This is a genomic window from Sphingomonas panacis (genome assembly GCF_001717955.1).
In the GTDB taxonomy this organism is placed as follows: domain Bacteria; phylum Pseudomonadota; class Alphaproteobacteria; order Sphingomonadales; family Sphingomonadaceae; genus Sphingomonas; species Sphingomonas panacis.
This window is the reverse complement of record NZ_CP014168.1, coordinates 4189955-4216536: the sequence shown is the minus strand read 5'-3', so window position 1 is coordinate 4216536 and position 26582 is coordinate 4189955. Positions and strand designations below refer to the sequence as shown.

At 65.1% G+C, this 26582-nt stretch carries 32 protein-coding genes; 31 read left to right on the top strand and 1 reads right to left on the bottom strand.

Going from position 1 to position 26582, the window contains the following annotated elements; genetic code table 11:
* Positions 1 to 22: 22 nt before the first annotated feature.
* From J0A91_RS19395 to J0A91_RS19280, 24 genes are all read left to right on the top strand, one after another.
* The gene (locus J0A91_RS19395; protein WP_240502091.1) at positions 23 to 619 is read left to right on the top strand and encodes a DUF3164 family protein; all 597 of its coding nucleotides are present in this window, start codon (positions 23 to 25) and stop codon (positions 617 to 619) included.
* Positions 620 to 943: an HNH endonuclease gene (locus J0A91_RS19390; protein ID WP_069206265.1), complete on the top strand. Its 324-nt coding sequence runs from the start codon at positions 620 to 622 to the stop codon at positions 941 to 943.
* Between the two features lie 270 nt (positions 944 to 1213).
* Positions 1214 to 1597 carry a P27 family phage terminase small subunit gene (locus tag J0A91_RS19385; RefSeq protein WP_240502090.1) on the top strand — a complete coding sequence of 128 codons (384 nt, stop codon included), beginning with the start codon at positions 1214 to 1216 and terminating at the stop codon, positions 1595 to 1597.
* A 69-nt stretch (positions 1598 to 1666) separates the two neighbouring features.
* Positions 1667 to 3406: a terminase large subunit gene (locus J0A91_RS19380; RefSeq protein WP_083224796.1), complete on the top strand. Its 1740-nt coding sequence runs from the start codon at positions 1667 to 1669 to the stop codon at positions 3404 to 3406.
* A gap of 8 nt (positions 3407 to 3414) precedes the next feature.
* Entirely contained in the window at positions 3415 to 4704 is a 1290-nt protein-coding gene (locus J0A91_RS19375; RefSeq protein ID WP_169833175.1) for a phage portal protein, read from the top strand.
* Positions 4701 to 5630 carry a S49 family peptidase gene (locus tag J0A91_RS19370; RefSeq protein ID WP_069206262.1) on the top strand — a complete coding sequence of 310 codons (930 nt, stop codon included), beginning with the start codon at positions 4701 to 4703 and terminating at the stop codon, positions 5628 to 5630. The genes J0A91_RS19375 and J0A91_RS19370 overlap by 4 nt, the downstream gene beginning before the upstream one ends.
* Positions 5631 to 5653: 23 nt before the next feature.
* Positions 5654 to 6967 carry a phage major capsid protein gene (locus J0A91_RS19365; protein WP_069206261.1) on the top strand — a complete coding sequence of 438 codons (1314 nt, stop codon included), beginning with the start codon at positions 5654 to 5656 and terminating at the stop codon, positions 6965 to 6967.
* Positions 6968 to 7060: 93 nt separating this feature from the next.
* Entirely contained in the window at positions 7061 to 7207 is a 147-nt protein-coding gene (locus J0A91_RS19360) for a hypothetical protein (protein ID WP_169833174.1), read from the top strand.
* A 22-nt stretch (positions 7208 to 7229) separates the two neighbouring features.
* Entirely contained in the window at positions 7230 to 7529 is a 300-nt protein-coding gene (locus J0A91_RS19355; RefSeq protein ID WP_069206260.1) for a head-tail connector protein, read from the top strand.
* A gap of 26 nt (positions 7530 to 7555) precedes the next feature.
* Positions 7556 to 7882 (top strand): head-tail adaptor protein, encoded by a 327-nt coding sequence (locus tag J0A91_RS19350; RefSeq protein WP_169833173.1) that lies wholly within the window; start codon positions 7556 to 7558, stop codon positions 7880 to 7882.
* Entirely contained in the window at positions 7879 to 8337 is a 459-nt protein-coding gene (locus J0A91_RS19345; RefSeq protein WP_069206258.1) for a hypothetical protein, read from the top strand. The genes J0A91_RS19350 and J0A91_RS19345 overlap by 4 nt, the downstream gene beginning before the upstream one ends.
* Positions 8330 to 8719, top strand: a complete 390-nt coding sequence (gene gp17 / locus J0A91_RS19340) for a tail completion protein gp17 (RefSeq protein ID WP_069206257.1) — start codon at positions 8330 to 8332, stop codon at positions 8717 to 8719. Before J0A91_RS19345 ends, gp17 begins: the two co-directional genes overlap by 8 nt.
* A 67-nt stretch (positions 8720 to 8786) precedes the next feature.
* Positions 8787 to 9218, top strand: coding sequence for a hypothetical protein (locus J0A91_RS19335; protein WP_069206256.1), 432 nt, complete (start codon positions 8787 to 8789; stop codon positions 9216 to 9218).
* A gap of 3 nt (positions 9219 to 9221) precedes the next feature.
* Complete coding sequence (locus J0A91_RS19330; RefSeq protein WP_069206255.1) at positions 9222 to 9659, top strand: hypothetical protein; 438 nt, start codon at positions 9222 to 9224, stop codon at positions 9657 to 9659.
* Positions 9593 to 9778 carry a phage tail assembly chaperone gene (locus tag J0A91_RS25280; protein ID WP_420852805.1) on the top strand — a complete coding sequence of 62 codons (186 nt, stop codon included), beginning with the start codon at positions 9593 to 9595 and terminating at the stop codon, positions 9776 to 9778. Before J0A91_RS19330 ends, J0A91_RS25280 begins: the two co-directional genes overlap by 67 nt.
* A gap of 393 nt (positions 9779 to 10171) precedes the next feature.
* Complete coding sequence (locus J0A91_RS19320; RefSeq protein WP_169833172.1) at positions 10172 to 13549, top strand: tape measure protein; 3378 nt, start codon at positions 10172 to 10174, stop codon at positions 13547 to 13549.
* Complete coding sequence (locus tag J0A91_RS19315) at positions 13549 to 14139, top strand: hypothetical protein (protein WP_150126988.1); 591 nt, start codon at positions 13549 to 13551, stop codon at positions 14137 to 14139. Before J0A91_RS19320 ends, J0A91_RS19315 begins: the two co-directional genes overlap by 1 nt.
* Positions 14140 to 14727, top strand: a complete 588-nt coding sequence (locus J0A91_RS19310; protein WP_069206252.1) for a hypothetical protein — start codon at positions 14140 to 14142, stop codon at positions 14725 to 14727.
* 9 nt (positions 14728 to 14736) lie between these two features.
* Positions 14737 to 15159 (top strand): DUF6950 family protein, encoded by a 423-nt coding sequence (locus J0A91_RS19305; protein ID WP_069206251.1) that lies wholly within the window; start codon positions 14737 to 14739, stop codon positions 15157 to 15159.
* A gap of 3 nt (positions 15160 to 15162) precedes the next feature.
* Positions 15163 to 18396, top strand: a complete 3234-nt coding sequence (locus J0A91_RS19300; protein ID WP_069206250.1) for a hypothetical protein — start codon at positions 15163 to 15165, stop codon at positions 18394 to 18396.
* On the top strand, positions 18393 to 18566 hold the full coding sequence (locus tag J0A91_RS19295) for a hypothetical protein (protein ID WP_169833171.1): 174 nt from the start codon (positions 18393 to 18395) through the stop codon (positions 18564 to 18566). The genes J0A91_RS19300 and J0A91_RS19295 overlap by 4 nt, the downstream gene beginning before the upstream one ends.
* Positions 18567 to 18576: 10 nt before the next feature.
* Positions 18577 to 18783, top strand: coding sequence for a hypothetical protein (locus J0A91_RS19290; protein WP_069206249.1), 207 nt, complete (start codon positions 18577 to 18579; stop codon positions 18781 to 18783).
* Between the two features lie 10 nt (positions 18784 to 18793).
* Positions 18794 to 20779, top strand: a complete 1986-nt coding sequence (locus tag J0A91_RS19285; RefSeq protein ID WP_150126987.1) for a hypothetical protein — start codon at positions 18794 to 18796, stop codon at positions 20777 to 20779.
* A gap of 12 nt (positions 20780 to 20791) precedes the next feature.
* A complete protein-coding gene (locus tag J0A91_RS19280) occupies positions 20792 to 21712 on the top strand; it encodes a hypothetical protein (RefSeq protein WP_150126986.1) in 921 nt (306 codons plus the stop codon).
* Positions 21713 to 21717: 5 nt separating this feature from the next.
* Here J0A91_RS19280 and J0A91_RS19275 read toward each other — a convergent pair whose 3' ends face one another.
* A complete protein-coding gene (locus J0A91_RS19275; RefSeq protein WP_150126985.1) occupies positions 21718 to 22539 on the bottom strand; it encodes a hypothetical protein in 822 nt (273 codons plus the stop codon).
* 80 nt (positions 22540 to 22619) lie between these two features.
* On the opposite strand from J0A91_RS19275, the gene J0A91_RS19270 reads away from it, so the two are divergent.
* The 7 genes from J0A91_RS19270 to J0A91_RS19240 all read left to right on the top strand — a co-directional run bounded on the left by J0A91_RS19270 (position 22620) and on the right by J0A91_RS19240 (position 26556).
* A complete protein-coding gene (locus J0A91_RS19270; protein ID WP_069206246.1) occupies positions 22620 to 22901 on the top strand; it encodes a hypothetical protein in 282 nt (93 codons plus the stop codon).
* A gap of 11 nt (positions 22902 to 22912) precedes the next feature.
* A complete protein-coding gene (locus J0A91_RS19265; protein WP_069207496.1) occupies positions 22913 to 23425 on the top strand; it encodes a lysozyme in 513 nt (170 codons plus the stop codon).
* A gap of 11 nt (positions 23426 to 23436) precedes the next feature.
* The gene (locus tag J0A91_RS19260) at positions 23437 to 23697 is read left to right on the top strand and encodes a DUF7940 domain-containing protein (RefSeq protein ID WP_150126984.1); all 261 of its coding nucleotides are present in this window, start codon (positions 23437 to 23439) and stop codon (positions 23695 to 23697) included.
* The gene (locus J0A91_RS19255; RefSeq protein WP_150126983.1) at positions 23694 to 24149 is read left to right on the top strand and encodes a hypothetical protein; all 456 of its coding nucleotides are present in this window, start codon (positions 23694 to 23696) and stop codon (positions 24147 to 24149) included. The genes J0A91_RS19260 and J0A91_RS19255 overlap by 4 nt, the downstream gene beginning before the upstream one ends.
* Entirely contained in the window at positions 24106 to 24372 is a 267-nt protein-coding gene (locus tag J0A91_RS19250) for a hypothetical protein (RefSeq protein ID WP_069206243.1), read from the top strand. Before J0A91_RS19255 ends, J0A91_RS19250 begins: the two co-directional genes overlap by 44 nt.
* 363 nt (positions 24373 to 24735) lie before the next feature.
* Positions 24736 to 25521, top strand: a complete 786-nt coding sequence (locus J0A91_RS19245) for a DNA adenine methylase (protein WP_069206242.1) — start codon at positions 24736 to 24738, stop codon at positions 25519 to 25521.
* An 88-nt stretch (positions 25522 to 25609) separates the two neighbouring features.
* Positions 25610 to 26556 (top strand): IS630 family transposase gene (locus tag J0A91_RS19240; protein ID WP_150126793.1). Its coding sequence is split into 2 segments (ribosomal slippage): positions 25610 to 25955 and positions 25955 to 26556, totalling 948 coding nucleotides; the frame shifts between segments, so codons are not numbered across the junction.
* The last annotated feature ends 26 nt before the right edge of the window (positions 26557 to 26582 follow it).

Below are 26582 nucleotides of genomic sequence, written 5' to 3'. Positions count from 1 at the left end.
GGCCGCGATCGACGTCGGCGGCATGCCCTATCTGCGCGATGCGAAGGGCAGCTTGGTGCCGATCGCGACGATCAAGGCGGCCGATCTGCTAATGGATGAAACCGTGCGCGACGTTCTCGTCGCCGCACGCGCGCTGTCCGAGCAGATCGCCGTGTTCAAGGTGCAGGCGTTCGAGGCGGTGAGCGCGCTACAGGCGCTGCTGGCGCAGGATTATGGCGCGCCTCTTGGCGGTAAGAAGGGCAACATCACGCTCGTCTCCTTCGATGGATGCGAGAAGGTCCAGGTGCAGGTTGCCGATCTGCTCGAGTTCGGCCCCGAGCTGCAGTCCGCGAAAGCACTGATCGACGAATGCCTGACCGAGTGGGCAGTCGGCAGCGCCATCGAACTTCGTGCGCTGGTGAACCGCGTCTTCCAGGTGGACAAGGAAGGCAAGATCAACCGCGCCGAACTGTTCATGCTGCTGCGCGTGGATATCGCAGACGAACGCTGGCAGCGCGCGATGGACGCCATCCGTGACTCCATGCGCGTCATAGGCTCGCGCACCTACATCCGGTTCTATGACCGGCCGGCACCGGATGCCGCATGGCATGCCGTTACGATCGACATGGCGTCGGCCTAGATGCCGTCGCAACCGTCCAGCCTAGTCCGGCCCGGGCAGAAGGAGCGCAAGCCCTGGCAGCGCACGTCGACGTTCGTCGATAAACGTAAGCGCGGGCGCGCCGGCCAGCGCGATCGTGCACAGGTGCTCGCCGAGGAGCCGCTGTGTCGAGCTTGCCTCGAGCTCGGCCGCACGACCGCCAGCACGCGCGTCGACCACATCAAGCCGCTCAGCGAAGGCGGCACGGACGACCGCTCAAACAAGCAAGGGCTGTGCATCCCCTGCCATGACGCGAAAAGTGCGGCGGAACGCACCGCCGCCCGGCGCGATCGCCCGGATCGCTGAAAACGTCCCATATTGTGAGAAAAATGGCCGTTTTGGGCCGATTTCACCATGTGGGACGGGGGTGGGTAAAATCTCTGAGGCCCGGCCGGCCGGACACCGCTCGTCAGTCAAATTTTCGCGCAGGCGAAATCAAAACCAAAATGATCCCCGGGAGAACGGCCGATGCCGAGTGGTGGATCACGGCCAGGCGCCGGTCGGAAGCGTAAGGATCCAACGCGCGCGTTGACCGCAGCGGAACGTGCGAAGCTCCCGGCGACGCCGGCGAGTTGCATGGTTCCACCGCTGCATTTGTCCGATCTTGCGCAGCTACTCTTCCGAGAAACGTCGGCGATTCTCGAACACCAAGGTCGGGCCGACCCGTCGTTTATCCAGCTCGTCGCGATCCTCGCCCAGCGCCAGGAGCAAATCCAACGCTGGCAGGCGGTTCTCGAGGTGGTCGGGGACACCTGCGAAAGCACGACGGTGCGCAAGGTCGACGGGCAACAGGTCATCACGACGATGATCCGCGCGCGGCCGGAAGTGGCGATGTTGTCGGACGCGATGCGTCAAGCGCAGTCGCTCCTCGGCGAATTGGGGCTGACACCGTCTGCCTTCCTCCGCCTCACCGGCGGCAAGAAGGATGATCCGGGCAGCGGCGACGAGTTTGATTTCTGAGGTGGCCGCCATGATCGCACACGAACGCGGCAGCTATCGCGGCGCTGAGCCGCTCATCGTCTAATCGCCGTGGCGAGCGCGCCGGGCGCGCCGGCGCGTGACCACGCGGCGATCGCGCGGCAGTACGCCGGCGACGTCGTCTCGGGGAAGATCCCGGCCGGGAAGTATATCCGCCGCCAGTGCGAGCGGTTCATCACGGAGTTGGTGCGCAGCGCCGACGATGACTTCCCGTTCCGCTTCGACGAGGTGCGAGCGAGCCGGCCGTGCCAGTTCATCGAGCGCCTGCCACACACGAAAGGGCCTTGGGCGCGCCAGAAAAAGCGCTTGGTGCTCGAGCCGTGGCAGATCTGGAACATCGCGTGCGTGTTCGGCTGGGTCCACAAGGCCGGGCCGCAGAAGGATACGCGCCGGTTTCGCCGGTGGATGCTGGTCGTGCCGCGCAAGAACGGCAAGTCGGCGATCGCGTCGGGCATCGCGCTCTACATGCTGTGCGCCGACAACGAGTTCGGCGCCGAGGTCTATTCGGGCGCGACCAACGAGAAACAGGCATGGGAGGTTTTCCGGCCGGCTAGGCTGATGGTCCAGAAGCTCAAGCGGCTGAAGGAACGATACAACATCGAGGTGCTGGCGAAGCAGCTGCACCGCCCGGACGACGGCTCCCGGATGGAGACGATCATCGGCGATCCGGGCGACGGGCAGTCGCCCAGCTGCTCGATCCACGACGAATATCACGAACACGTCGACGACGCCCAGGTCGACACGATGATCACCGGCATGGGCGCGCGCGACCAGCCGTTGCAGTTGCTCATCACCACCGCCGGTGAGAACCTCGCCGGACCGTGCTACGCGATGATCCTCGAGCAGCGCGAACGGCTCGCTGGCATCGGGCACAATGGCGGCCCGCCGCTTGATGACGACACGTTTTTTGCCGAATATTCGATCGACGAGGAGGATGACTGGAAGTCGGAGGCGGCGCTCCGCAAGGCGAACCCTTGCATCGGCGTCTCGGTCGGGCTCGAGTACCTGCTGGCGCGGCAACGCGACGCGATCGCCACCCCGCGCAAGCGCGGGATCTTCAAGACCAAGCACCTCAACCTATGGGTCGCGGCGAAGGCGGCCTATTTCGACATTGAGGCGTGGCGCCGGTGTGCCGATGACGCGATCCCGGTGCGGTTTGCGGATGCGATCGAGCAGTTTCGCGGCCGACGGGCGGTCCTGAGCCTAGATCTCGCCTCCAAGGTCGATATCGCCGCGCTCGAGGTGCTGATCCTGCCGGAAGGCGACCGGCCGACCAAGGCTGACCCGTACATCCGCCTAGGCCGGTACTTCCTGCCGTCCAAAGCGGTCGAGGATGTGAGCGCTTACCAGGGCTGGGACGCTCAGGGCCTGCTCGACGTGAGCGAAGGCAACATCACCGACTACGAGGAGATCGAGATCGCGATCGGCGAGCTCCGCGAGATCCTCGATGTCGCCCACGTCGCCTATGACCCCGCTCAGGCGACCATGCTCGTGACTCGCCTGATGAAGTCGGGTGCGCCGGTGCTCGAGGTTCGGCCGACCGTCGTCAACTTCTCGGACCCGATGAAGCAACTCGACGCCTGGACCAAGGCCGAACTGATCCGCCACGCCGGTTGCCCGGTGATGGAATGGGAAATGAGCAACGTCGTCGCTCAGCAGGACGCCAAGGACAACGTCTACCCGCGCAAGCCGCGCAACGAAGCCAAGATCGACAACCCGGTCGCGCTGATCGCCGCAATCGGCGCGGCGCTGGCGACCCACGACGACGGCTTCGAATATACAGGGATGTGAGCATGGGAATGTTGGACCGTGCTCGCGCGGCGATCGACGGCTGGCGTGGCTCGGCCGCGTCGTCCGGCGCGATCGTCGCCGGCGCCGATGGGCTGAACGACCCGGGTGGCATGACCGTGCTGAACCTGCTCGGCCGGGGCTCGGCCGGCGTGCCGATGTGCGAGGCGCGCGCACTCAGCGTGCCGGCAGTACTCCGCGCGCTCGAGGTGCTGTGCGGCCTGTTCGCGATGACGCCGTTTCACTATTACCGCCGGGTTGGCGACGGCAAGGAGCGGATCGACTACGCGCCTCAGGCGCAGATCTTCCTGACCAGCGCGAACGCGGTCCAGCCCGCCTTTCTGCTCAAGGAGTTGATGCTCGGCGACCTGCTGATGTGCGGCCGGTTTGGCTCGTATATCCACCGCGACGCGCTCTACCGCCCTTCGGCGCTATCGCGGCTGCTCCCGACCGCGATCGCGCCAGTGCATCATTGGGACAAGGCCGATGGCCTCGAGATGTTTTATGACGCGCAGCTGCCGGACGGCTCGCGCGAGCGGCTGTCGCGCAACGATATCTTCTACGTGCCGGGCTTCAGCCGCGACGGGCTATGCGGCATCGACCGGCTGAAGCTGCTCGGCAACACCTTCGAGGCGGCCGCATCGACCAACGAGTTCGCAGCGCGCTTTTGGGACAACAACGCCCAGCCTTCGACCGTGCTTACGACCAAGGGCAAGGTCGCGCCCGACGAGAAGCTGAAGATCCGCAACGACTGGCAACAGCGTTTTTCCGGGCCGCGCAACGCCGGCGCGACCGCGGTGCTCGACCAGGAGATGAAGGTCGAGTTTCTCAGCGTCAACAACAAGGAATCGCAGTTCGTCGAGACGCGCGGCTTCAGCGTGGTCGAAGTGTCGCGCGCCTTCGGCGTTCCCCCGCACGTCCTGTTCGAGCTCAGCCGGGCGACCTTCTCGAATATCGAGCAGCAGAGCCTCGAGCTCTACCTCTACACCATGCTCGGCCATTTCGAGCGCGCGGCCGCGTACATGACGCACCAGTTCGCCGAGCCCGGCTGCTTCTTCGAAGCGCTGCCTGAGGCGATGCTGAAGGGTGACATCGCCACCCGCTACACCGCGTACCAGATCGCGATCGACAAGGGCATTCTGAACCCCAACGAGGTCCGCCGGCGCGAGAACCTCAACGATCGCCCGGGCGGCGACGAATACCGCGTCGGATCCGGGTCGCAGATCGAGGGCCAACAGCCCGCGAAGCCGGTCGATCACCGGCCGCCCGCGCCAGCGCCCAGCCAAGAGGAAGACGAATGAGGCACCATGTGCTCGCTGCGATCCGCTCGCAGCCCTGGGCGATCATGCCCGGCTATCTCGAGGCGATCGAGGCGATCGCGCTGCGCGTCCTCGACGATCCGGCCGTGCTGGCTCTGAGCGGCGACGGCCACGCCGGTCGCCAGATCTCGGCGGTGGCGCAGATGGGCGCGCGTGCGGCGTCGACCCGCACCGCGATGCTCCGCGACGGCGTCGGCATGCTGCCGCTGATGGGGCCGGTGTTCCCGCGCGCGAACATCATGACGGAGTTTTCCGGCGCGAGCTCGCTCGACGTCGCGGCGGCGGATCTGCGCGCGCTTCAGGCATCGCCCGACGTCAAGAACATCCTGATGGTGATCGACAGCCCGGGCGGCGCGGTCGCCCAAGTCAACGACTTCGCCCGCATGGTCGCGGCATCGCCCAAGCCGGTTTCGGTCCACGTGACGGGCCTGTGCTGCTCGGCCGCGTACTGGATCGGTAGCTCGGCCGCCGGCGGCATGAGCCTCGACCCGACCGGCGTGGTCGGCTCGATCGGCGTGATGATCTCGACGTCGTATCAGGTCGAGCCCGACGCCAACGGCCGGCGCGATCTCGACCTCACCAGTTCCAACGCGCCCAACAAGCGCCCCGACCTCTCGACCGAGGAGGGGCAGGCGCAGATCCGTCAGATGCTCGACGCGATCGAGGACGTCTTCATCGCGAACGTGGCGCAGGGCCGCGGCGTGACCGAGGCCGTCGTGCGACGCGAGTTCGGCGCCGGCGGCACCCTGACCGGAAAGGCGGCCAAGGCGGCCGGCATGGTCGACCGCATCGAACCGGACGGTCTCGATGGCGCGATCCGCCGACTTGCCAAGTCCGGCCCGGCTACGCCCCGGCGGACGGCCGCGGCGAACACCCTCACGCTCGCGCAAGCCCGCGCGGGCCTCTGAAACCCACCAAGGAGAACGTGTCCATGCGCATCACCGCGCTCAAGACCAGCCTGGCGGCCGTCGTAGCATCGATGGACGGCATCCTGGCGACTGCCTCAAACGACAATGATCGTGACCTCACCGCCGAGGAGCAGACCGCCTTCGACGCCAAAGCGATCGAGGCGAAGGATCTTCAGGCGAAGATCGCCCGTGAGGAAAGCGTGCTCGCGCTGAAGGCCAGCGCCGCAACCCCGGTCGTACTGCCCGGCGCCGCGCCTGGCGCCGCGCAGCCCGGTACTGTGCCGGCGACGGTCGCCGAGAAGCCCGAACCTGGTGCGATGGTCGGCCGCATCGCGATCGCGCTCGCCGCGACCGGCGGCCGCGATCAGCGCGCAATGGCGGCACACGCCCAGGAGATCTGGGGCGACCAGACCGGCCAGATCGTCGCCAACATGGAGCAGTCGACCGCGACCAAGGGCGGCTATCTCGTCGACACCGCCTACAGCGCGGACTTCATCGGCCTGCTCCGGCCCAAGGTCGTGATCCGCAACGCCGGCGCGCGGTCGGTGCCGATGCCGGACGGCAACATCACAATGCGTAAGCAGACCGGGTCCACCAACGCCGGCTACGTCGGCGAACGGACGCCGGCGCCGACGACGGACATCGCCGTCGGTTCGCTCAGCATGTCGGCGAAGACGCTGCGCGCGCTTGTGCCGATCACCAACCAGCTGCTGCGCCGTGCATCCTTCGGCGTCGACGCGATGGTGCGCGACGACCTGATCACCTCCGCCGCGATCAAGGAAGACCAGCAGTTTCTGCGCGGTACCGGCAGCGATCTCGCGCCGGCCGGCCTGCGCAGCATGATCATCGCCGGCAACGTGCTGACGATGACAGCCAACCCGACGCTCGTTACCGTTCGCTCGGACATGGCCCGGCTGAAGCTTAAGGTCGTCAACGCCAACGTGCCGCTCTCGAAGTGCGGGTACATCATGTCGCCGACCGTTCAGTCGTTCCTCGAGAACATCACGGACGGGAACGGCAACAAGGCGTTCCCCGAGGTAGCGAGCGGCCGTTTCGGCATCTACCCGCTCTTCGTCACCACCTCGGTGCCGGACAACCTCGGTGCCGGGGCCAACGAGTCGGAGATCTACTTCGGCGATTTCGAGCAGTTCCTGATCGGCGACACCTATCAGGTGACCCTCGCCGCGTCGGACAGCGCCGCCTACGACGACAATGGCACGATCCGCTCGGCCTTCTCCAACGACGAGACGCTGATCCGGCTGATCGAGGAGCACGACACCGAGCTCCGCTACGACGCGGCCTTCGCGGTGCTCACCGGCGTCACCTGGAAGCCGTGACCGCCTGACGGCCTAGCCGTCACCGTCGCTACCACCATCATCACCGCAAAGGGCGCCCTTGGGCCGCCCTTTGCGTATCCCGGAGAGCCGAACATGGCCGTCAAGTTCCTCAAGCCCTGCCAACAGGGCACCCTCTACAGCCCCGGCGAAATTGCCGGTTTCGACAAGGAAACCGAGGCCGCGCTGGTCAAGCAGGGTTTCGCCGAAGCGGTGAAGCCGACCGACAAGCCGAACGCCTGATCCGACGCCGGCGGGGAGCGATATGTCAGATCTGATTCCGCTCCCCGTCGCGCGCGAACACCTGCGCATCGGCGACGAGGTTTCCGACACCACGCTGGACGGCCTGATCGCCGCGTCTGAGCAGGGCCTCGCCAACCACCTCGGCCGCGACGCCCTGATCGGCGCGGCCGGCTGGCCGAGCGCCGACGCGGTCCCGGCGAATGTCGTTCATGCGGTCAAACTGGTGCTGACCTCGCTTTACGATAACCGCGACACGCCGCTGGAGGACATCGCCGGCGTGCGCTTCCTGGTCGAATATTACATCGTCGTGAGCGTCGGCTGATGACGCGCGCCTCTCTCGCGACTCGGTTGCGGCATCGCATCGACATTCTGGAGCCTAACCGCGTCAGCAACGGACGTGGCGGCTTCAAGACGCCAGACGGGGAAGACCCCTGGCGGCTGCTTGCCAGCCGCGTCTTCGCCGAAGTGATCGCGCTACGCGGTGACGAGGCCGTGCGAAACTCGATCGAGCGCTCCGTGCAGCTCTGGCGGGTGACGATCCGGCCCCGCGCCGGCGTGGCCCCGACGCACCGGCTCGTTTGGAACGGGATCGCGATGGACATCAAATCAGCGGCGCCGAACCTCGCCGGCGACGAGCTCGTGATGACCTGCGAAAGCGGAGCGAACGGGCGATGAGTTCGAAGCTCAAGGGAACGCGGCAATTCCGCCGACTCGTCCAGCAACTGCCCGACGAGGCGCGGGCGGACCTGGTCGAAGGTTTCGGCCGGGCCGGGCGGCGCGCCCAGGCGGCGATGCGCGCGCGTGCGAAGCACAAGACCGGCGCCCTCCAGCAAGGTGTCAAATACAAGGTGTTCGCGAAGACGCTGCGCCTGCAGGTCGGCCTGCTCGGCACCAAGCGCGGCCGCTCCAAACTGTTCTATGGGTTCGTGCTCGACAAGGGCCGGAAGGCGCAAACCGTCACGATCTCGCGCGGCCGGCGCACCGGCGCGCGCATGAAAATCCGGCAGATCCTCGGCGATCGCTTCGTCACCGGCGAGTATCCAGACCTGCGCGACGCTGTCACCCGCGAGGTGAAGCCGCTTTTCAGCCGCATCCTCGCGCGCATCGGCAACGGCGGCGGCAATGACTAGCGCGACCGCCGCTTGCGAAATCATGGCTTACGAGCAGCTCGATGCCGGCATCGCCGGTGCATCGGTGTTCCAGGACGTGCCCGACGACGCGCCGCTGCCGCTCATCATCATCGGCGACATGGAAAGCACGCCCTTCGCCAGCACCGACGATCCAGACCGCCGCATTACGCTGACGCTGGTCGTGGTCACCGAAGGCGACGAGCGAGCGCCGTGTTGCGATCTGCAGGACCAGATCGAGACGATCCTCGCCGGCCAGTCCTTCCTCGTCGATGGCTGGAACCTCCATGTGTCGCTGGAGAGTAGCGACGCCGCCCTGTCCGATGACGGCTCCGGCTACGTCGGCACCACGATCCTGACGATCCTCGCCTTCCGCGAAGATTGATCAACCACCCTCCAATCCACCTCCGCCCCGCCTCGTCAGCGGGGCTTTTTCATATGGGAGAAGCACGATGGCGAAGAAGCTCGGCAACGATTACCTGCTCTGGATCAAGGGCGATCTGGATTACGCGCTGGTGAAGGGCCAGCAGTCGATCTCGATCAGCCGCGACGCGGGCTCCATCGACCTTTCGACGAAGGACGACGAGGGCTACGGCACTGAAGCGCCGGGTCTGAAGAAGCTGAAGATCAGCCTCGACATCCTCCCGAACCTGCCCGACGCCAACGGCTACACCGCGCTCGAGACCAACTGCAACGCCGTCCCGGCGGAGCCGTTCGAAATCCAGATCCGCAAGGGCGGGAAGACCGGTACGGCTGCGGACGCGGTGTTCGACGGCTTGGTCTACGGCAACATCAGCTCGTCGGAGTTCGGCCAGAACGACGCCGTCAAGGCGAAGGCGGAATTCACCGCCGCTGCCGCGCCGATCAAAGACGTCCTGGGCTAAGCGATGGACGCCGCCAACGCGCTGCGCGGCGAGGTCGATCTGGTGCTGGAGGGGCAGAGCTTCGTTCTCCGCCCCTCCTATACCGCGATCATCGCTATGGAGCAGAAGACCGGCTTGCCGCTCATCAACCTCGCCCAGCTCGCTGAGCAGGGCGCACTGACGCAGGAAGCACAGGCGATCGTTGTCACCGAGTTGGTGCGCGCCTGGGGCCGCGAGGCGGTCCTCGACGAATATGCCCCCGCCAGCGAGAAAGCGGCGCTTGCCTCCGCCAAGCATGCAAACGTCGATTCAATCGGCCTGCTGCTGTTCGACGTCGGCGTGCTGGCGGTGCAGCCGCGCATCCAGATCGTGCTCGGCCTCGCGCTCACCGGCGGGTGTCTCCCATCGGGGGAACCGAAGGCGACGGGGATGATGACGACCGAGATCCCCGTCGCCGACTAGCCGGCATCGCGACGTCCGCCCTCGGGTGGACGCCGGCGACATTCTGGTCGTCCACCCCGCATGAATTCTGGGCCGCGTTCGAGGTCTGGAAGTCGATGAACAGCCCGCCAGAGGAGTAGCCGATGGCCGCTGCAGCCGACGTCAAGCAGCTGCTCCTCCAGGTTGACGCCTCGGTCGAGTTGCTGCGCCGTAACCTCAACGCCGGTCAGGCGCGGGTCGATCAGTTCGCCAACGATACTCAGCGGCGGCTCGATGCGACCGATCGCCGCTTCGGCGAGCTAGGACAGCCACTTCGGGGCATGAGCACCTCGATCGCGACCGCGCGCCGGGATATCGCGTCGCTTGGCACCTCGGTTGAGGGCGTCCACGGCCGGATCAGCAGCGCGGCGAGCGGCATCAAAGCCGCATTGCTGGCGTCCGCATCCGGCATCGCGGCAGCGTTTTCGGTCGATCGCGTCAAAGACTATGCGGACGGCTATACCCGCTACACCAACCAGTTGAAGTTGGCCGGCTTGGACGGCGCGCAGCTCTCGAAAGTCCAGAACGATCTTTATGGCGTGGCGCAACGCTACGGTGTCGAGTTGGAGAGCGTCGGCACGCTGTACGGCCGGCTGAGCCAAGGCGCGAAGGAGCTCGGCGCCAGCCAGTCGGATCTGCTGCGCTTCACGAATGGCGTCGGCGCCGCGCTCAAGATCCAGGGCGGCGATGCGGCTGCGAGCTCGGGTGCGCTGCTTCAGCTCACCCAAGCGCTTGGCGGCACCTACGTGCGCGCGGAGGAGTTCAACAGCGTCAACGAAGGCGCCCGCCCAATCCTGCAGGCGGTCGCGAACGGCATCGACAAGTACAAGGGTTCGGTCTCTGCGCTCCGTGCCGACGTCATCGCGGGGACGCTCACCTCAAGAGATTTTTTCGCCGGCTTCCTGAAAGGCTCGGCAGCACTCGAGCAGCAGGCCGCCAAGGCGAACCTGACGATCGGCGCCTCGTTCACCATCCTGAACAACGCGCTCGGCAAATATATCGGCGAAACCGATTCGAGCGTCGGCGCCAGCGTGCGGGTGTCGCAGGCGATTGTCGGTATCGCCAACAATCTCGAAATCCTGGTGCCCGCGCTCACGGCGGTTGGGGCGGGCTTCGCCGCGCGCTTCGTGATCGGGCCTGTCGCGGCGATGGCTGGCGAAATCGCGCTAGTCGCTCGGGCGTTGGATCAGGAAAAGCTGGTGCTGATTGGTGGCAAGGTCGCCGCGGCGCAGAAAGCCGCGGCAGTCGCCGCCAGCGCGGAAACGGAGGTCGCCTCAATCGAGGCGACGATCGCCGCGCGGCGTGCCGACCAAGTCGCACTTGAACAGAGCTTGGTCTTGATCAAGGCGCAGCGCGCGGACGCCTTGCAGGCGCAGGCGGCGATCGCCGCGAACAACCGGATCGGTCTCGGTACCGTCGGGATCACCCGCAGCCTTCCCGACGCGGCGCGAGCCAACCAAGATCTGAAGGCGCTTATCACCACGCGCCGGGCGCTCGGTGCGACCACCGCAGAATTGACGGCCTTGGAGAAGGCGCTCGCGATCGCGCAGGCACAGTCGACCGCGGCAACCATTGAGGCGAACGCTGCCGCCAACGCTGCCACGCTCGCCTCGCGTGCGGCGGCAGGTGCCTCGAAACTGTTCGCGGGCGCGCTCACGCTGATTGGTGGATCAGTCGCCGGCGGCGCGGCGGTGCTCGCGATCGGCGCGCTGATTGCAGCATATATGCTGTATCGCAGCCAGGCTGCGGCAGTCGAGGAGAGGAACGCAGCCACCGCGGCGTCGATGAAGGAGACAGCGGAAGCCAGCCGCGCGTTGAATGTGAACCTCACCGTCCTCGCTGCTACCGGCAGGGCTGCGGCTTCGGGAATTTCGCAGGCCGGCGCTTCCGCGACCACTGCGACGGGCAAGATGCTGACGTTCGCCGGCGCGGTTGGCCAGGCCGCCGAGAAGCTGCTGCAATTGGCCAAGGCGCGCCAGCGCGAGCAGATCGTGAGTTTCGCCACGGAGTCGGTCGCGGCCGAACATCGCGCCAATCAGGCGCAGGCGAGAATCAACGCCCGCAACCTCGATTATGCCGCACGCAAGTATGACCCGAACACGGTCGACGGGGGCGGCCTATCTGCGGCCGATCAGAAAGCGAACGCCGACGACGCTCGCATCGTCGCTGAAAATCGTGCTTTGCAACAGGCCAACTACCAGGCAGCCGTGCGGGCCAAGAGTGTCCCGCTTGCCGCGCGCATCACCGAAAACGATAAAAATGGCGGCTTCGATGTCCAAGGGGAACTTGCGCAGGTAACGCGCGACCTCATTGTCGCGCGCAAGCGCGGCATTCGTTCGCAGACCGATGAGTTGGAAGCTCATCAATACGAGCTGAAACAGTACATCAAGTATCGGGGCAAAGGCGGCAAAGACGACTTGTCCCCGACAGCGGCTAAGGCTGCTGCGGCGGCCGATGCCGCGAAGTTCCGAGATGCGGCCGCTGGTGCTCAAGGTGACCGCGACGCGAAAACCGGTCGCGCCGCCAGCAACAAGGCCGATCGCGCGGCCGCCGCAGCCAGCCGCAGGGCGAAGGCGGAGGTCCGCGACGCAGCGGCCGACGAGCGGGCCTACAGCTCGGCCGAGCGGCAGGCGAACAACCAGATCGCCGCAGCGCGTGCAGATCTGACCAACTCGGCCGTCGAGCGCGCGAACATCGAAAAGGACCGCATCGAGGACGAGCGGAGAAGCCGCGAAAACGAGATCGCCCAGCAGGCGAAGCAGGGTGGCCTCGGCGAAGGGCCGGTCGCCGAGACCCGTAAGCTCGAGTTGCAGCGCCTGAATAACGAGCGCGCCGCGCTTGAGACGCAGGTGGTCGATGCCCGCGAGAAGCAGCGTCAGGCGGATGAGACCCTCGCCGTGGCGTCGGCCGGGCGGGCGAACGAGCAGGAACTGCTCTCGAAGCAGGCCGATCTGCTGACGTCCGCAAGCCAACGTCGCGACCTCGAGCAGCGCATCCTCGACATCCAGTATGCCGAGGAGCGCGCGAAGCTCGAAGGCGTCGTCGCCTCGCGCGACGCGACCGAAGCCGAGAAGAAGATCGCCATCCAGCGCCTGGCGATGCTCGGGAAGTTGCAGGATGCCGACAACGCGGCCCTGAAAAAGAAGAACGCTGGGCCGCTCGATCAATTCCGGGATCGTCTCCAGCAGGCGACCGGCGACACGAACGAAGCGCTTCAGAATGTCGCCGTCGACGGGCTGGAGAACCTTGAGAGCGGCCTCGAAGGGTTGGTCAGCGGCACGGAAACCGTCAGTTCGGCCTTCAAGAAGATGGCGTCGTCGATCATCGCCGACCTGGCGCGGATCGCGATCGAGAAGGCCATCGTGTCGGCGATCGGCGGCGGCAGCTTCTTCGGCCTGAAGCTGGCTGGCGGCGGCAAAGTCGAGGGTCGCGCCGGCGGCGGCAGGATCTCCGGCCCGGGGAACGGCACGTCCGACAGCATCCTCGCGATGATCGACGGTCGCAAGCCGCTGATGGTTTCGAACGGCGAATCGATCGTCACGGCGCAGGCGACGCGCGACCATTGGCCGCTGATCGATGCGATGAACCGGGGCCGGCTGCCGCGCTTCGCCCGGGGCGGTGTCGTTGGAACGCCCAGGTTGCCGAGCATGGCCGCGCCGTCGCTCGACGCGATGAGCGGGACCGGCTCGCGCATCCAGCGCCTCGCGGTCGATGTGCATGCCAAGATCGACGCATCCGAAGACTTCAACGTGACGATGCAGAACGTCGCGGTTCGCACCGTCGGCGCCGCGGCCGGCCCGATCATCGCCGGCGCCAAGTCAGAAACGATCCGCACGCTCAAGCGGCCGACATTGCCGGGGGGATGGGGCTGATGCTGATCCAGTTTCCCACATCGCCGGTGCCGCAGAAGATCCAGTGGACCATCGAGCAGCCGGGACAGGCGAACCGGGGCGAGTTCACCGGACGCCGGCGCGTGACGCTGCTGTCGGCCGCCCCCCGCCTGCACGCGCAGGTTACGATGCCCCCGATCCTCGGCGAGGACCGGGTGCTCGACTGGCGCGCGTTCGTGTTCGATTGCGATGGCATCGCCAACAAGTTCCGGCTCGTTGCCTGCGAGCGCGATCAGGTCAACGAGTCCAACGTCATCGTCGATGGCGCCGGCCAGTTCGGGCAGACCCTCGCAACGCGGGGGTGGAGTTCATCCGGCCAGAAGCTCAAGCGCGGCCATTTCATCACCGTGGGCGAGCAACTGCTCGTGGTGCGGGCGCCGGTCATCGCCGATGGCACCGGCCGCGCCACGATCAGCGTCAAACCGTACATCCGCGTCCAACCCGCCGACGGCGCGGCGATCGAGGTGCGGCGGCCCTATGCCGTCATGTCGATGACCGATCCGAAAAGCGGCTGGGAGGCCGGTGTCGGCCAAAATTACGCGGTGACCTTCGAGTGCGAAGAGGCGTTCTAGATGGACAGCCGCCCCGATACTGCCGCCAACGCCGCGCTCGCGGCGGATGTGCGGCGCCCGGTGACATTCTGCTTCCTCGATCTGGCGAGCGGGCCGATCCGGGTTACGAACGCGCCGTACAGCTTCTCGTTCGCCGGCACCGGCGACGAGGATCTCGACGGGTTCACCTTCGAAGCGGTGGATCCACGGTTCGTGTCGGTCGGCCCGGTCAAGGCGCAGGAAGGTGGCAGCGATACGCTGGTGCTGACGCTTTCGGGGCTCGCCGGTGTCGATGACGAGCTCATGACCGAGCTCGGCGACCGCGCGAACTATGCGGGCCGCGATTGTCGGCTGTGGCGGGCGATGCTCGATCCGCAGCAACTGACGCGGATCGGCGCGATCTGGTCCTATTTCACTGGCTACATGTCGGTGCCGAAGATCGTCGGGGATCGCACCAGCCAGACGATCCAGCTCAGCGTCGAAACCTATCTCGCTTTCTTCGGCCAGGCGTCGAACCGAACCTACCTCGACCAAAACAGCTACGACGCCGGCGACCGCTCGGCCGAGCTCGCGATCGCAGTCGCCAACGGCGCCACACGCCGCACCTGAGAGGTCGCCATGTACCGCAAGCCCGATTGGGATGCTCGGCTCGCCGCGTATCTCGAACCCCTACGTCTGCGCCCATTCGCCTGGGGCAGTCACGACTGCTGCATCTTCGCGGCCGGCGCCGTCGAGGCGATGACCGGCGTCGATCCGATGCCAGAGTTTCGTGGCCGCTATTCCACCGCGATCGGGTCGGCGCGCGCGCTCAGCCGCTTCGGCAAGGGCACGTTGGCGGCGACGCTCGATGACAAGTTCGAGCCGGTCCCGGCTGCGCTGGCGCACCGCGGCGACATCGTGATGACCGATGGCCTGCTCGGCATCTGTTGGGGTGCGTCCCTGTTCGCGGTCGGCAGCGAGGGCGAGCGCGAGGGCCTCGTGATGATCGAGCGCCGGCGCTGGACCAACGCGCGCGGCTGGCGCGTCCAGTACGGCTTCTGACGGGTGGCTAAGGCTCTCAAGATCGTCGGCCTGGTGGTCGGCGCGGCGGTGCTTGCCGTCGCGACCGCCGGCACCGGGTTGGCGCTCGCGCTCGGCACCTCGCTCACCTCGGCGGTCGGCTTCGGCGTCGGTGCGGTCGGCACGCTCTTCGGGGTCAGCGCGGGCACATTGTTGCTAGGTGCCGCAGCGCTGTCGACGATCGGCAGCGCGCTTTCCAACCCACAGGTTCCATCCTCGCAAACCGACCGCCTGACGGCGTCGATCGACCCGCGCGCATTTCGGAAGACCGCGCTCGGCCAAACCGCTCTGGCGACCGATATCCGGTATGAGGAATGGTCCGGCAAAGATCAGGAATATTGCGACTGGATCGTCGCCAACGCGAGCCACGCGATCGACGGCGTCGAAGAGATTTGGCTCGACCAGGAGATGGCCTGGTCGGCGACCACAGGCGTCACGAGCAAGTACGTCGGCTATTTCTCGGTTCCGAACATCGTTCTCGAGGGATCGCCGGCGAGCGCCTTCACGTTCGGCAGCGGCAAGTGGAACCAGTCAGCTCGGCTGACCGGCTGCGCCTATGTTCGCTTGCGCTTCAAGACGACGGGCAACAGCAAGAAGGCTGAAAGCCCGTTCTCGAGCTCGATCCCGACCCGGATCACGATCATCGGCCGCGGTGCCAAGCTGTACGATCCGCGCCGCGATTCGACGGTGCCGGGCGGCTCGGGGCCGATGCGCTGGAACGACCAATCGACGTGGCGCTACACGACCGACGACGGCGCCGTGATCGGCGAGAACCTCGCTCTCCAGATCCTGCGCGTCGTGCTCGGCTGGCGCATTCGTAACCCCGACACAGGCGAAATGCGGCTGGCGACCGGCTCGGGCGTTCCCGGGCGACGTCTCGATCTTGTCGCGTTCCAGGTCGCGGCCAACCTTTGCGACGAGCTCGTCAATCGCTCGGCCGGCGGCAACGAACCACGTTACCACGGCGCCGGCGTCATCTCCGAAGGCGATGATCCCAAGCAAGTCTTGGACATGCTGTGCGCCGCGTGCTGCGGGCGATTCCGCGACACCGGCGGCAAGCTCGCGCTCGTCATCGCGCATAATGACCTCGCGGCGGCGGCGGCGGACGATGGGCTGCACGACGACGACGTGATCGGCGGATTCACCTGGGATCCCGATCCATCGCTCGAGGCCACGCCCAATGTCGCGCGCGGCCGCTACGTCGATGCCAGTTCCGCCTCGCTGTATCAGCTCATCGACTACCCCGAGGTCCGCATCGCCAGCCTCGACGGGCAGGATCGGATCATGACGCTCGATCTCGGCGTCGTGGAAAGCCCGAGCCAAGCGCAGCGGATCGTCAAACAGGCTCTGGAACGCCGCCAGTACCAGCGCAGTTTCTCGGCACCGTTCGACATTCGCGCGTGGAAATACACGGTCGGCGATGTCGTCCCGTTCACCTTCGCCGCGCTGAGCTTCACCCGCGCGCTGTTCCGGGTCGCCCAGCAGGAACTCGGGCAGGACGGCACCTGCAACATGACGCTCTCAGTTGAGCACCCGGTCATCTATTCCTGGGACGCGAGCGATGCGCCACCAGTCCTGGCGGCCGACCCGATCGTCTATGACTCACGCAACAACCCACTGATCCTCGCGATCGATGATGCGGCGAAGACGGCGACCGAAGTCGTGTTCCCCGGCGCGGCGATCGGCGGGACCAAGAACCCGGACGGCTCGGTTTCGGGCGGGCTTCCGGCGAAGACGACGATCGACGCGCTGGCGGAGCTCGCCGGCACGCCTGACGCCAGCACGATCGTCGACCGTGCCAAGGCGTCGGTCGCGCGTGCGCGATCGACCATCGCTAGCCAGCTCGCGGCGCAATTGCTCGGCGAGGACCGCAAGGCCCGGTACGAGCGGCTGCTGCACCTCGACGGCGTCGAGCTTGCAACGCGGGTGGTTCACGAGATCACCGAGCGGAAGGAAGGCGACACCGCGATCGTCGAGCGCGTCGATCTGATCGAGGCGACAGCGTCAGACGGTATTGAAGCAGCCCAGGCGGCGATCCGAGAGGAAGCCAGCGTGCGTGCGTCGGCCGATGAAGCCGAGACGGCTCAGCGCGAAGAAGCCGTTTCGACGGTGCTCGCAGCCGTGGACGGCGAGCGGTTGCTGCGGGAGTCGGAGATCGTGCGGGTGGAAACCACCGCCGCGAACGATCTGGACGCGGCGACGTCGCAATTGGAGACCGCGATCTCCACCGTCGAGGTGGCGGTCGGTGATGAGCGCGTCGATCGGCAGGCGGCGCTCGCCGGCGAGCGGACCACCAGCGCCACCGAGCTCGCGGCGGCGACCTCGGAACTGTTCGCTGCGATCTCGACGGTCGAGACTCTCCTCGATGGAGAGCGGCTCGATCGCGAGGCGGCAATTACGGATGAGCGCCATACCAGCGCCGACGCCTTGTCCGCGGCGACATCGCAACTGCAGGCGGCGATCTCGTCGGTCGAGGTGCTGGTGGACGGGGAGCGGCAGGCTCGCGAGGCCGCAATCACGGACGAGCGGAACACCAGCGCCAGCGAGACCGGCGCGCTCGCCCACCTCCTGACGCTTCTCGGCACTCAGGTCGGCGAGAACGAAGCGTCGATCATGTTCCTGCTCGAAACCACCAACGGCGAGCAGGCGATCGCCCAGCTTTCCGTCAACGTGAATGGCGAGATCACTGGCTTCAAGATCAACGGCCAAGAGAAACTCTTCGTCGTCGCCGCCGAGCGGTTCGTCGTCGGCAACAGTCAGATCTTCGAGGTCGATACCGTGACCGGCGAGGTCTCGATGGACAACGTCGTCGTCAGCAAGATCAAGGCGCGCACCATCGATACCGCCCAGCTCAGGGTCGGGGCCGTTACCGACAGCATCCGCTCGCTCAGCTCGACGACTTTCACAGGATCGGGGTCGGCATGGATCGAGGTGGGCCGGATCACGATCTCGGCCCAATACGATTTGACGGTCGATATCTTCGGCAACGGCCTTCAGGACTATGGCGACGGTCTCTCTTGGGGTCTGCGCATCCTGGTCGATGGCGTCGCCGTGAAGACTTTTCCGTTCGCCTCCAGGAGCGCGAAGCTCGACATCCTGACGATCCAGCGCTTCGGCGTGCCCCTGTTGGCCGGCGGCCACGTCATCACGCTCGAATGGGCGGGCAACAACATCACGTTATCCGCCGTCGATTTCTCGATTTTGCAGAGGTTTGCATGATCTACGCACTGGGCCTGCCCGGTCGGCCCGCAAGGGTGTGGATCGAGGCCTCCCTCGCAAACGCGCGTCTCCAGATGGCCCCGGGCGAGGTCATCACCGACCAGGTCGAGATGGACGACGCGACCGGGCTGCCTGTCCCGCAAACCATGCCTTTATTCGATCAAGTCTGAGGAGACCAATATGCTGAAATGCACCGGTATCAGCGTCAACGAAGTCGCCGTGCCCGGCTCGGCCGACAAGGTCGGCATGTACACCGCCACCCTGACGCCAGTCGCTGGAGGCCCGGCCGTTCGTGTGAGTGGCACCGCGGCGACTGCAGCCGGATCGATGAGCTACGGAAAGCTCTACGAGATCGTCGAAGCCGCCGCGCCCGCCCAGGCCAAATAGGAGAGCGCGCGTGGCAACGACCGATGACATGCTTTCCGAGTTGCTGGCGCGGAACGCCGATCTGTTTGCCACGCTCGAGGCGCGGGAGGCGGCGTACACCCTGCTGATCGCCGGGACCGTCGATGATCCCGACAGCTTCAACGAGACCGGCGGGAAGACGGGCGCGCTCGGCTATTATCCGATCCTAAACGTCAACGGGCAGACGATGTATTTTCCGTGCCAGGCGCGGCTGAAGGCCATCGCTTTGGGCGGCGCCAATGCGGAGACCCTGGACGCGCTCGTGGCGCAGGTGAGCGACAAGCTGGTTACAGTCGATGAGGCTGTCACACAGGCAGATGCTGCCGCGAGTAATGCTGCCGCCAAAGCTAGTCTCGCCGATGAGAAAGCCACGCTGGCGGGACAAAAGGCGGCAGATGCTCAAGCTGTTGTCGATGCTGGCGCAGGCATTCTTTCATCCGTCCCGGTGGTCCAGGCGGCGAAAGCCGTCACCGAAACCGCGCGAGATCAGGCGGTCGCGGCTAGTAACGACGTCGTCGATCGCGTCGGGAATATGCGCGTGGTACCGTTCGTGAGCACGCAATATTCCAACATGATCGTTGACGAGGCCAACAACATCTTGGCGTTGGTCGAGCGCGTGACTGGACGTTGGAAGATGGCACTTACGCCGGACTCCCTCGTCCCTTCAGCGGATGACGCGCTGGCGAAGGCGGCTACGGCGCTGGGGCTGGCAAGCGGGGCAAGCACCCAAGCTACCGCACTGACAAACCAGCTCGGCGGCTTGCAAATGCTGCTCTACGAAAACCCAACTTACTCTCACATCATCGTCGATGCCGCGAACAACGCGCTTGCCTACATCGAACGCGCAACCGGTCGCTGGAAGATGGCGCTTACGCCAGACTCTATTATTCCCGGAGCGCTGTCGTCCGCTATTTCGTCAGCGAATATCGACGAGAGGGCAAGCGGCTGGCTGTTTCCTATCCTCGACGCCGACGGCAATATTTTGGGCGGTTGGCGCGCTGACGGGACGTTCGTCGCGGCGCTCTCGCCGCTGTCTCGGTTTCCGGCCGGCTTCGGGGTCGATGGTGTTCTATCGGCTCTCGCTGCCGGGAATATGGCGATCGTCAGCGGGCGACTGTTCTTCCTCGGCGACAGCCTGACGGCCGGTGCGGGCGGCGGTGGCGTGAACTATCCGCAAACGATGGCGACCCTGCTTGGTTTGCCGTGGATCAACACGGCGGTCGGCGGCACCCAATCCGGGAGCATCGGCGTGCGTGGGGGTGGCATTGCCATGAACCTTACGCTTGCAAGTGATCTCCCGGCGGACGGCAGCGAAGTCGATGTCGTGGCGTATAGCCAGGAGTTCTCGAACAATCAGTCCGCGCAGAGCTGGACGGGTACGTTCGGAGGCATCCCCGTCATCCTGCGTCGCTACAGCAGCCCTAGCCCGAACGAGGCGACCACGCTGAAGTACACGATGCGGCGGCAGAATGCGTCGAGCGGCAGCACGGCCATTCCAGCCGGCACCCGCTTCTTCGCGGACCTGTTCAAGGCCAACGAGAAGGATACTTTCTATATTCAGGCGGGGCGCAACGATCCGAAAACGACGCGGGCGCAGCGTATCGTCCTCCGCGACAATATCCTGTCGATGATCGACCATTTCGCTCACGATCGCTTTGGCATTTTGCCGGTCGCAAATGGCGCTGGCGAAGGCAAAGGGACGGCCGGCTACGACTATATCATGGATGCCAACCGTCTCATCCTAGAGGCGGTCGGCGACCATCATTTCTGTGACCATCGTCGTTACCTGGCCAGCAACGACGCGCAAGCTGATGCGGGCCTCACCCCGGACGCGACAAGCGCGGCGCAGATCGCGTCCGACACGATCCCGGACAATCTCCGCTCAGACTCCATCCACGGCATCGGCACCTATTATCAACTCACAGGCCAGTTCGCGGCGCGGTTCCATCGTGGCCGTGGCTGGGCCACCGGCATCTAAGGGAGACACAGTATGGCAGGCGCAGCGCTCAAATTGGCGGGGGCGGCACTTACCTCGCCGTTCGGTAAGTTTCACGCGATCGAGGGGACATACGACAGCACCATCGCGCTTTGGGATGGTGGCATTCAGATTGCGGGTGGAGTCCCCGCAAACGGCTCGGTTGTGTCAAATCTCGTGCGGGACCGCGCAGCAGCGGTGACTGGCCTTTCGGCCGCAAACTGCGATTTCACTATGGCCAACGATACGGCCAATGGCTTCGTTGCGGCTGAGCGTACAGCAAAGGGCGGCCTTCACATCGCCTCAACTCAAGCCGGGGCTCAGGATCGTTCGGCCAGCGTCGGCTTCCTTTACCCGCAAGCGTTCGCGGACTGGCTCTTGGCAAACACGGACGCCGGTGCTGATTACGCGATCGTATCGACCGTCTGGGCACAGCGCACCCGAGTGCAGGGAGCATCCAATACGGCCGTACAGCCGCTGTCGTGGATCGCGGCGGCGGCGGGTGCGACCAGCAACTTCTTCTATCACTCGCAGGGTGGATTACCGTTCCCGAACTCGGCCGCAGCGCCCGGCTTCGTGGTCGGTCAGGCATTGCCCGCCGGTGTTATGGCCAGCGCGGCGATGCAGGTGGTGTCGGCGCAGGGCTGGACAGGCGCCAAGCCCAGCGCCCTCAATCAGGCCGGTCGGCTAGCAATGCTTGCGAACGTTGGTGCCTGCGCTGGCTGGGGAAGCCTGAACTATAACAAGGCCCCCAGCTTCATCATCTACCGCGCGCAGCTCGATTTGGTCGACCTATCCGATGCAGCCGGGAGCGACCGCAACGCGAAGGCTGCGACGATGATCGCGGCCCTGAATGCGCAGCTCGCGCGCGATTTCGGCGTGGACGGGCGGTTTGCCGGAGACACATTCACCCCGCCCGAAACGCTGAAGGCGTAACATGCTCAATACCCTCGCTCCCGCCGACCCAAATGCAGGTCGTCAATGGTCGGATGAAACCACAATGGAATGCTGAGTATGCCAGCGGCCTCCGGGTGAGCTTCTGCATATTTGATGGCCAAGTGCGCGGAAAGCCTTTGACTGAAATCAATAACCGTCTCTGGTATTTCTTCTGGCTTGAGTGTTCTAGACATCTTCATATTTATGTCGCCTAAAGGTATTTTATCGACTTGAGGCGAGAATGTTTGTACGGTCATACCCCCTCCAAACAATCCGAACGACACATTAAGGTACGAAACAGAAATCCATATTTTAAAATATTTCGTTTCATGAAGAAAAAAAGTTAGCGACGGACTGTTCGGAAGATCATAATTTTTAGATGTTACAGAGATAGAATATACTAAGCTTGTGAAATCGCTCGATTGCATAGCTCCTATTTCTTTAATGCTTATATCATCTTCGTCGACGATTTTGCCAGAGACGTTCATGATTGGGCAGACGCAAGAATAAAGATACGTTGCAAAATCATCCACTGTCGCATCTAAAAGCAGCTTTCCGGTGAACTTTTTTCCATTGATGCGCTGGTTTGTCGTAAAACTTAACCCTGTTCGGCCGATCGAGGGGTGAAGAGAGAAGCGGCTTTCATCTTCCTTGCCGACTTCCATGAATATCGGATCACCACCAATGGTGTTAGTCCAGCCCTCGAAGTTATCTTCGGGCGTCATGGATATTATAACCGTATCGTCGCTCGTCTCACGCATTGCGAAAATCTCGAACAGAGTGCCGTCTTGCCTGATACAAAATCGGGCGACCGATGATTCCGGCATGTTCGTATCCTCCCATTTGGTTGCACGATCATAGACGCTGCGAAGGCACCTGTCCCCAGCCCGTTTACAAGGAAAATTCCATGCGCGACCTGGATTACACCGGTTCGTCCGGTGGACTGTTGGCGCTTGCCTTCGGGGCCGGCTGGGCGACAGCCACCACGATGTGGTTCGCGGTCGCTGGCATGGTCTGGCGCTTCTTCCTCGAGCCGCAGATCGCGCAGTTGAAGGCCGACAACCTAGCCAACCGCGAGCAGATCATGCGCCTCGAGACGGCGCTGCTGATCCACGGCTCGGCCAGCGTCAAGCGCGCAATCCAAGCGACCGCGCCCGAGCCCGCCGCCGACGAAGCGGCCACCCCTTAAAGGAGAAAATGATGGCGGCGAACAACACGCCGGCGTTCGCACGCGCGATCGCCGGCGCCCTCAGTGCTGTCTCGATCGCGGCGCTCGCGATCGCGACACCCGCGCTCGAGCAGGACGAGGGCAAGGCGAATGTCGGCTACCTCGACATTGCGAAGATCCCGACCGAATGCTTCGGCCACACCGGCCCGGATGTCCGCATCGGCGTGCGGCGCTCGGATGCCTATTGCCGCGCCAAGCTTGCCGGCGATGCCGAAACGCACCTGCGCGGCGTGCTCGCCTGCACGCCGACGCTCGCCGATCGGCGCTACCAACTCGCGGCCGCGACGCGGACCGCGTTCAACATCGGCGTCGCCGCCTTCTGCAAGTCGACGATCGCGCGGAAGTTCAACGCGCGCGACTGGCGCGGCGGCTGCGACGCGATGCTCGCCTGGAACAAGGCGCGGGTGAACGGTCGACTGGTCGTTGTCGCTGGCCTCGCCAAACGGCGCGAGCGCGAGCGCGCCATGTGCCTCACTGGCCTGTGAAGGAAACGACCATGCTCAAGATCGACCTGTCGCGCTGGCTCATCGATGACGCGAAGCGCTGGTGGAAGCTCGCCTCGGCGCGCCTGGCGCTCGCCGGCGGCGTGATCGTCACCACGATCGTCGCCAACCCGGGCATCATCCAGCAGACGCTCGACGTGCTGCCCGCCGAGCTTCGCCCAGCGGTACCGCCGATCGTCGGCCTGGTCGCGGCCGTTCTGCCGATCGTCGTGCGGCTGTGGCGCCAGGCGCCGGCGGCGGAGCCGAAGGCATGATCGCCGCGCTCGCACTCCGGCTGCTCGGCCGAGCTGCGCCGGCATGGCTCAGCAAACCGATCTCGATCGCGATCGACGTCGCCATCGTCCTGGTGCTGCTCGCCGGCGTCTACGGCTGGATCTATGGTCGAGGCGAGGCGAGCGGCGCGGCCAAGGTCACCGCCAAGGTCGTGCTCGATCACAATGCCGCCGTCACCGATGCGCGCCATGACGAGCGCGCCGCACAGACGGCCGCCGGCGCGATCGGCGCGGCCGCCGCGCGCACCAACCAGGACGCAACCGCGTTCGCCCAATCCAAGATCGAGGATATGCACCATGCGATCGATGCCATTCCGCCCGCGCCTGCTGGCGCTGCTCCCGCTCGTGTTGACAGCGGCAACCTGTCAGCGACCCTCGACGCCCTCATCGATGGCGCGAACCGAGCGGCCGACGCTGCCGACCCGCAGCGCTGAGCTCACCGCCACCGAGCGCTTGAAGCCGATCGGCCATCCGGAGACCGGCGTGTTCGTCCAGGTCGACAAGGGGTGGCTCGACACGGTGCTGACGCGATTCGGCGAGGCGATCGCCGCGGTAACGCGCGCCAATGCCCGCGCCGGCGCGAACAAGCTTCAGGATGCATGCACGCATGCAATCTTCGAGACCGGCGTCGCGCCGGCGAACTGCGCGGCGCGCTGAACCACCCTCGACGCGCCGCAAAAGCGCTGGCATAGGTCAGCCGTTCGATCGGTCGTAGCCGAAAGGTCGAACCCGCGCGCGCGCGGTCAGACAGGTCACCGGTTCGCCGGGTGGCCTGCGAAATAGAAGACCTTTCGGGGGAATACGTAGGGCGCAGTTGCCTGTCTCTGCGCGGCTAACCGCCCGGTACCAGGCGGTGAAGCCGCCGGGTACCGGCCCAGTGTTCCCCCGAAGCCACTTCCTGATTTCGGCGCCGACGGCGCCACCGAGAACCGCGACCCTGTCGCGGCACGCCGATCGATCCGATCGGCGCCCACCTGCGCGCGTAGCCGACGTGCTTCACCCCAAAGGACGAAGACACGAATGAGCAGCATCGCTGTGCGAACCCCCGCGCCATATCTGGGCGGCAAGCGTAATCTGGCCCGGCACCTAGTCGGGTTGATCGGCGAGACACCACACCGGACCTATGTCGAGCCGTTTGTCGGCATGGGCGGGATATTCCTCAAGCGCCACCAGGCAGCGCCCGTCGAAGTGATCAACGATCTCTCGCGCGACGTCGCCACGCTCTTCCGAATCCTGCAGCGCCACTACGAGGCGTTTATCGACACCCTGAAGTGGCAGCTCACCAGCCGGGCCGATTTCGAGCGGCTGATGGCGGTCAACCCGGACACGCTCACCGATCTCGAACGCGCAGCGCGATTCCTCTACCTTCAGAAGCTCGCCTTCGGCGGGAAGGTGACAGGCCGCAATTTCGGCGTGACCCGTTCGCCCGGCCGCTTCGACGTGATCAAGCTCCGCGAGTATCTCCCGGAAATCCACGAGCGGCTCGCCGGCGTGACGATCGAGTGCTTGCCCTATGCCGATGTGATCCGGCGCTACGACGCTGCCGACACGCTGTTCTACCTCGATCCCCCGTATTGGAACTGCGAGCGAGACTACGGCGACGGTTTCGAGCGAGCGGATTTCGAGCGCCTGGCCGAGCAGCTCGCCGGCATCGCCGGCCGGTTCATTCTCTCCATCAACGACACGCCCGGCGCGCGCGCCGTGTTCGCACGCTTTAACCTCTCGGACATCGAGACGACCTACACCGTCGGCTCGGCAAGCGCCGGGCGCGGCTTGCGCGCCGGCGAGCTCATCGTCCGCAACTAGAGCATAAATCGACCTGATTGAATCGCGGGCGATTCCCAAAGCCGTTGCGATCTGATTCAGTGCGACCTCCGATCAAGGAGGTTGATACATGCCCAGGGCGTTGTCGGTTGATCTACGCAAGCGGGTAATCGCGGCGATCGAGGCTGGCGCGTCGTGCCGGCAGGCTGCGAAGCGGTTCGGCATCAGCGCGTCGAGCGCCATCCGGTGGCATGCGCTTTCGAAGGCCAGAGATGACGTCGCCCCGCAGCGACAAGGGGGCGACCGCCGATCGAAGCGGATCGAGGGCCATGCCGATACGATCCTGGGAGAACTGGCCAGAACACCGGACATCACACTTGTGGATCTGCGGAACTCGCTTGCCGGGCAAGGGATAGCGGTGAGCGTGGCAGGCCTGTGGCGCTTTTTCGAGCGGCGGCAGATCACGCTTAAAAAAAGTCCGGGCATGCGACCGAGCAGGATCGCCCCGACGTCTTGATACGGCGCGAGGCCTGGTTCGAGGGTCAGCCCGATCTCGATCCGCACACGCTGGTGTTCATCGACGAAACCTCGGCCAATACGAAGATGGCCCGTCTGCATGGACGTGCGCCGCGAGGCGAACGCCTACGTGCCTCCATCCCCCACGGCCATTGGAAGACCACCACATTCGTCGGCGCCCTAACGACTTTGGGGATGACCGCGCCGATGGTGCTTGACGGACCGATGACCGGCGAATGGTTTCTCGCCTATACCCAGCAGGTGCTTGTGCCCACGCTCCACCGTGGCGACGTCGTCATTCTCGACAATCTGCCCGCTCACAAGGGCGATGAGGTGCGTAAGGCCGTCGAGGCCGCCGGCGCCACGCTCTTGTTTCTTCCGCCGTATTCGCCCGATTTCAATCCGATCGAGAACGCCTTCTCGAAACTCAAGACCTTGCTACGCAAAGCCGCCGCCAGAACGGTTGATGAACTCTGGCGCATTATCGGTCAATCTATCGACGAATTCACCCCGGCAGAGTGCAAAAATTACTTCGCTCACTGCGGATATGATGCTTTTTGATCGAAAAATGCTCTAGGCGGGCGATA